Genomic DNA, 6,851 nt, shown 5'->3' with positions numbered 1-6,851 from the left:
GTTACTTTGACGACTCCTCCGGTTTCGAAAGACACGTTAGACGCTTTTGTAGAAAGAGCCAATCCTTTCGGATTTTGGAAAGGGCAGGGTAGCAAGGAAAGGTTGGAAGATTTTCGGGAAAAAATCGTACTTTGGATTTTGGGAACCGTTGCGTTGTTTTTCGGAATGTTTTCTTTGGGATATTTTTTTCTATTACGATTTTGGCAAGGAACGTTTTGTCTGATCGGTTTCGCAATTTTCGGGGTAGTTTACTGGAAGAAGGAATTCGGTAAGAACAAAGTAGAATGAATGAAAACTTGCAAACTTGTTTCTGAATCTGAATTGTATGGAAAAATAATATTATAAAAATTTAATAAATTTATGGCGACAATTCTAAGTAAGCGGATCTTTCCGAACATACAATGAAACGCAAGCGTTTCGACAAGAATGGAGCTTTTACTTGTAAAAAGTATGATTTTCTGATAGAGAAAAACCGCCGGAGTTTTTCCGCCTCCTATTTCGCGACTGAAACTCAGTGGATACCTCTCTATAGATCGCGTTTCAGGTTGCCGACAGTTTGGGACAAACTCGGTTTGTAAAACGATCAAGCCGTTCTTCTTCGGGGAACGTTCGGTTTTTTTCGGACATAGATCGTCTTGTCCACCTTCGCAATCAGTTCGCCGTTCTTTTCTTGAATCGGGATGTTTATGTTAAAAAGAGTTTTTTTTCTTTGGACGCATTCTTCTTGAATTCGAATTATATCTTCAGGATGAATTTTAAACTCTGCAAAAACATCCTGAGAAGTCGCTTTCAGATATTGAATCGAACCGTTGACATCCCAGAGAATATAATTCTCTCCCAAATTTTGTTTGAGCATCAATAGCGGGATCGGATCCACGAAGGCATAAAGAGCCCCGCCGAAGTGAGTTCCCATCAAACCTTTCGTTTTGCGATTGAGCGGAAGTTTGACCTTCATTTCTCTCATGTCATCGGTAAATTGAAGAATTCTTCCTCCGCATCTCCAATAAATGGGCCAGCGGAGAAAGATTTTTATCTGATAGAAAAAAACTTTCCAAAAAGAGAGAGCGACGGCTCGTGAAATCATATATAGTTTGATATAAAACTATATATGATTTGATGTCAAACTAAAATTAGAAAACGGGTGCGATGCAGCCGGCCTCCGTTCAAATTTCATTGTCGATTTTTCTCTCTTCGATTTCCATTTCTTTGGAGAGACAGAGCAAGGCGGTCAAAGTGAAAATGGGAGAAACGTCGGTTCCGTTCGAAGTTTGTATCGAAGGGACTGCGGATTCTAAAAGGGCCGAAATTCTTTTTAGCCCGAGATTTTCGGATCGTTGTATCAGTTTTTTCCAATCGTTGATTTTGCCGTATTGTTTTAAACCGATCATATATACTTCGCAGACCGCCGATCTTAATTCCGTAAGATAACTTTTTAGAGGATCTATTTCCCGATCCGGTCGATCCTGTATTTGCAAACTCGATAGGTTCTGTTTCGATTTTTCATCCGCCTTATCCAAGTAAGGTTGTAACATCTTACGATCTCCGTGTTGTTCGATCACAAGCGATACCGGTTTGATACGAAGTCGGCCCGATACGGGATTCGCGGTTCCACACAAGAATCGTAAGGAAGTTTCGGAAAGTGAATGTTTAAGATTTTCTAATCCTTCGGAGGCCCTACTATAATACGGAAAATACGCGTGTGCAATGGTTCCGTTTTGATCTTTTACTTCCAATTGAATTTGTTGGGAAATCGAATCGAAGTAAGGTTCTTCGAATCGGTCGACTTTGAAGACAAAAAAACTGCCGGCTGCGGAACGGGGACCCAAAGGAAGAGGAAGTCTGTCCGAAAGTAGGTTTATCGTTTCCTGAAAATCGTCGGAAAGAATGGAAAGAGATTCGAAGGAAAACGTTTGAGGATTCAAAGTCGCTTTATTACCGAATTTTAATCTACCGGATGCGGTTTTTTGAATGGAAGAACTGATGATCGAACTTTTCCCGAAATCCAAAAGAGAAACGCCTTTCAGAGCCGGAAGGTTTCCGATAACGTGGAACTGTTCTTCCACAGGTCTTTCCAAAAACCGCTCCGATACAAAGACTTCGTCCGATTTAGGATCCGCGAAATAAGAACGAACTACAAAACCTTTTTTTAATACTTTGACGTCCGATCCGAGCCCGGTCAGACTTCGAACGATCAACTCGGAGGAGCGACTTCTTATATCTCCGCTGACGATCAAAGGGTGAAGATTTCCCGTATTTTTTTTCAATACATCCGTACGAACAAACCATTCTCCGATGAGAGATACGATTTTGTCCGGATCGAATAAGGAATCGTGCGTAATATATTTTGCATATTCTTCTTGCAATTCCGATAATATGTCCGCGGGCCATAAGAGTCCCTCTTCGATACAAGAACGTTCCAATTGAGACAATTTATCTTTGAGGCTCCGGGAAGCGCCTTGGAATCCAAATTCTACGATTTCTTTTAAGATCGTATCCGCTTTTTCGGTAATATACGAAGATACTTTAATTTCTCTGGAACTCGTGGAAACGAATTCCTTTTCTTTATGCGTTAGACGAAACGTCCAGATCGCAATTGCGATCGTTTGTTCCGAGAGCGAACCTTTACAATCCGAACGCGCATATCGAATATCGTTCGGCACCGGAAAATGTACGGTTCCCATTCCGTGAATTTTGGCGACGGGTGTATCGGTTCTATCCAGTTCCACAAGAACACCGGAATCAAAAACGGATTTCGCTTTAGCAAGAGATGAAGCGGATAAAAAGGATCGTAAACTTTCGTCCGTGATTTCGCCCGGATTCCAAGAAGAATTCGGTTTGTTTTCGACGATTCTATTTTGATAAGCGACTACGGTGCGAACGATATGTCTGCAAATTCCGGTCGAAGGACAAGTGCATGCGGATTCTTGAATGGAAGCCGACCCGGGTAAAACGCATGTAACGGAATCCTCCCAGTCGACTTCGATCCTTCCGTCTTCGGTTTCTTTCCAATTTCCCCTCGTTCCGGTTTCGATATCTTTTAAGGCGCGATTTACGGTTCCCTTGCTCGTTAAAACTTCCAGCTCTTGTAAGGTTAAGGAAAGAATGTCTTGGCGCATCGTTTTATTATTTTATTTTTTCACTCACCCAATCGGCGAGTTCTCCCGGAGTCATGGCTCCTATCTCCGCTCCCACTTTTACGAGTTTGCCCGCGGTTGTTACGTCGTAGTTCGGGTTTGCGATTTCGTCTAACGCGGCTAAACCCAATACTTTCACGCCGCTTTCCACCAATCGATGAGTTGTGGAAACGAGTTTGGAAACGGGACCTCCTTCGTAAAAATCACTGATGAGTATTACAATGGTTCGGCGCGGATTTTCGATCTTTCCTTCCGCATACAAAAGTGCTCCACCGATGTCCGTACCTCCGCCTAACTGGACTTTCATGAGTGTTTCCACCGGATCGGAACAATAATCGGTCACGTCCACGACGCTCGTATCGAAAAGGATCAAACGAGTTCGTACCGCTTTGATTCCCCAAAAAATGGACGCGGTAACTGCGGAATGAATGACGCTATCCAACATACTTCCGGATTCATCTACAAGAATGATCAACTGCCAACGATCGGCAATGGAACGTTGAACTCGCGAGTGAAACAAAGGTTTTTGCAGAACCAACTTTTTGGTCGTAAGGTCGTAGTTTTTCAGATTGGCGCGGATCGTACTTTTTACGTCGAAGTTTTTATAAATCTTCAAGGAAGAACGCCGATTTCGATTCTTAACTCCTTGAAACGAAGTGAGGATCGTAGTTTCCAATTTTTTCATCAATTCTTCCACCACTTTTCGAACCAGTTCTCTGGCGAGGTCCAACACTTGCGGGTTCATGAGATGTTTGGTGTGTAACACCGCTTTTAAAAGAGTCGTGTTAGGCGAGGCTCGTTTTAAAAGTTCGGGACTTGTCACTATCTCCATCACTTGATAACGTTCTAATGCGTCTCTTTCGATCCGTTCTATCGTTTTTTTCGGAAAAAGTTCGTGCACTTCGTTGATCCATAAGGGTACTGTAATATTCGATTCTTCCAAACCGGCGCTTCGAGTGTTTCTGCCCGATCCGTATTCCCTTCCGTAGAGATATTCGCAGGCTCCGTTCATCCTTTGTTGTTCGCTCGTAAGAGTTTGGCCTCCGAGGGATTGTTCCGAACCGTTTCCTAAGATCAGTCTCCATCGAACTAAAGCGGTAAAATCTTCTTTCATAGGTATACTTCTCCGGACGGATTCAGCGTTTCTTATGGATCGTTCGCCGGGAAACGGCGCGTTGATTTACCGCAAATTGATTTTCTTGATCCGGTAAAATTAGGTTTTGAGAGGATTGATTCGTATATTTTAATAAACTGTTCATAATATTTTTTTAAGTGGTTCTAACTCCAAACTTAGAAGCGGTTTCGAAAAGAATCCTTTCGAATTCGATCGCCCGCAAAATGATTTTCGGATCTTCGTGATCCGGAATTCCTTTTTCTGCGGGTTGTATAATTTCCAATAAGTTGATTCCGATATGATGTTTTTCTCTCGGAGAAAAAAAGGTAAAAGCCATACGAAGCGCCGGTAACGCTTCTAAAAATTCTATATAAGATAATTCTGATATTCTGTTATTCAGAGCCGTCAAAAGAGTCCGATCCCGTTGCGCGGTTTCCCGGGCGATCCGGAAAAGCCCGGATAAAAAATCCCCCAACTGGGAAGGATCGTAGAAGGAATCCAACTGACTCAGAATCGTTTCGTCGTCGGCTAAATTTAATTTCCATTGGGCTCCGGAAACGGCTCCACGGACGAAAGGATCGACTTCCGAATCGGCCCCCACTCTGAGTAACACGTCTCGAATTTCTTCCAGAGACAATTCCAAGGAAGTTGAACAACGCTCGTAAGTTTCCACGATCGTACCGACACCTCCGGCTTGTTCGAGCCCTTGAGAAGAAGTGACTCCAAGTTGATCCAAAAGATGGAGACATTTCCGGTAAATTTCTTTGAGAATTTCTTTCAGGCTTTCTTTACCTTCCAATTTTAAAATCTCATCGTAAGAATATAAATAAGCGATATGGTCTAACGCGGAGCAGGTGTTTAAAAAATCACACGAGATTGGAATCATCTCCGAAAGTTGTTTAAGAAAAAATGTCAAATGTTTACCGAGTCCGGCCAACGCGGCGTCGACTAAACAAGTAGCGCCAACTTCTAAGTCCGTTTCCAAACGGATGCGCCGGTTCAATACTCCCGCCGCCGCTTCCGAAAGTGTGGCTCCATACCGAGACGCTTCGATACAGGAAGAATGAAATTCCGTTTCCATAATAATCTTCCATTCTTCCTGTACGTCTCCGAGATCGTTTCGAGCGATCATATCTGCGCCTTTGACGAGCGTGTAACCGACAATGCCTAAAAGATTCAAACGATGAAGAATTTTACTTTGTTCCCTTTGTTGTGGATTCATCAAACGAAGTTTGAGAGTTCGAACTTCGCGTTCGGCCATAAGATTCGATTTTTTTAATGTAGTTTCGATGTCGGAAACGATCGGAGGTAAGGAAGTGCCGGCGGCTAAACGACCGATACGATCTCCTTGCATGACTTCCGAAATGGAATCGAGCAAAGGATGTCCTGCGTCTCTTGCAATTTCATCCTTTACGAGCGTGGCACGAAGACCGTCGATCACGTCTCTTCTCCAAATATCTTTGTGACCTCGTAAATCCGCCAAAACTCTGCTCATGGTTTCGGAAGCGATTCTGTCCGCGGAATTTATGTTTTGTCCTTTTTTACGAAGTGTTTTTACGATCTTCTGAACCAAGGGGCGATGATCGAAGGATCGGTTTTTTTGAAATCCTTCCCAAACAAAATCGTAAAAGCCCGGACTCGGCATCCCGGAATTATAACCGTTGGCCGCGTCCATTCTCGCATTGGAATACGGGGTCAACGCGATTCCACACTCGTAGGAACTGTGACTTTCCATTGTCGTTCGATTGGCCCAGAGTAACTCGTCGGCATCGGGAGCGGTTGAAATTCTTTTTTGTAACGCGGAAGTATGATACCCTCCGGTGACTACTAAAATTGGACCGGAAAATTCCGTTTCTGCGAGTCGTATCTGATTCGCCATAAACGCTTCTCTCATACAAGTCGTTTCGTCCGAGCGGTTTGTTTCTGTTCGAGCTTGAATACAAAATAGGGAAGCTCGTTCGATATAATCGTTTACTTGTGTCAGGTGATTTACTTCGAAAAGTTCATCCCATAAATCGTCAAAATGAGAGACTCCCATTTTTTTACAGAGTTTGGAAATGAAATCATTGTTCCAAAACGGATCGTCGTCGTACAATTGTACCGTTTGGGAAGCGGGGTTTTCCGAAATACTTTCGATCGAGCCGATTTCCGACCAGGGAAGGTCTATAAAACGCGCGGGCACTTGTAAGGATCTGGCGGTTTGTAGAGCCACCCATTCCGGAGAATAGTTGCAAAAAGGATAATACGCTCCGCGAGAAGTCCCGGATTCGTCTCTGACGTAACTGTAGATCGCGATCGGTAACGTATGAGGTAAAAACAATTCGTCGATTTTGGGATTAAAGTCGTAAGGGCCTTCGATCAAAATCGCGGAAGGTTTTAGATCATTCGCCAATTTTTGAAGCGCGAGTGACGCGGCCACGCTGTGATGTCGTACCGGAAAGAAGGAAATGGAAGTCATATCGGATCGTTTTTATTTTAGGAATGTGGTTATTCTTGATTTTTTCTTTAAGTCGAGTTTTGATTTCCGGTTAAAACGTTACAATTGCGGCTTTAGGTTCGGATTCAAGTCTCTCGATATATTCCATTTTTTGAATTCTCTTGAG

Annotated in this window: 5 protein-coding genes (1 of these 5 only partly in view); 1 reads left to right on the top strand and 4 read right to left on the bottom strand. The window is 43.2% G+C overall.

The window, feature by feature from the left end; translation table 11 throughout:
- Positions 1–288 carry the 3' end of a sodium:solute symporter family protein gene (locus LEP1GSC060_RS01810; protein WP_002995234.1) on the top strand. 1,527 nt of this gene lie to the left of the window's left edge, so the window shows 288 of its 1,815 coding nt (coding positions 1,528–1,815); its start codon lies beyond the left edge, outside the window; it ends in the stop codon at positions 286–288.
- A 295-nt stretch (positions 289–583) separates the two neighbouring features.
- On the opposite strand, the gene LEP1GSC060_RS01805 is transcribed toward LEP1GSC060_RS01810, so the two are convergent.
- The 4 genes from LEP1GSC060_RS01805 to LEP1GSC060_RS01790 all read right to left on the bottom strand — a co-directional run bounded on the left by LEP1GSC060_RS01805 (position 584) and on the right by LEP1GSC060_RS01790 (position 6,706).
- A complete protein-coding gene (locus tag LEP1GSC060_RS01805) occupies positions 584–1,084 on the bottom strand; it encodes a DUF4442 domain-containing protein (protein WP_002995369.1) in 501 nt (166 codons plus the stop codon).
- Between the two features lie 79 nt (positions 1,085–1,163).
- Complete coding sequence (locus LEP1GSC060_RS01800; RefSeq protein WP_002995557.1) at positions 1,164–3,116, bottom strand: hypothetical protein; 1,953 nt, start codon at positions 3,114–3,116, stop codon at positions 1,164–1,166.
- A gap of 7 nt (positions 3,117–3,123) precedes the next feature.
- Entirely contained in the window at positions 3,124–4,248 is a 1,125-nt protein-coding gene (locus LEP1GSC060_RS01795; protein WP_002994987.1) for a VWA domain-containing protein, read from the bottom strand.
- 154 nt (positions 4,249–4,402) lie between these two features.
- A complete protein-coding gene (locus LEP1GSC060_RS01790; RefSeq protein WP_002995469.1) occupies positions 4,403–6,706 on the bottom strand; it encodes a DUF5682 family protein in 2,304 nt (767 codons plus the stop codon).
- Between the last annotated feature and the right edge of the window lie 145 nt (positions 6,707–6,851).

Origin of the sequence: Leptospira weilii serovar Ranarum str. ICFT (assembly GCF_000332415.1) — a bacterium.
Taxonomy (GTDB): domain Bacteria; phylum Spirochaetota; class Leptospiria; order Leptospirales; family Leptospiraceae; genus Leptospira; species Leptospira weilii_A.
The sequence above is the reverse complement of the archived record's forward strand: the minus strand, read 5'-3'. Positions and strand labels throughout refer to the sequence as shown.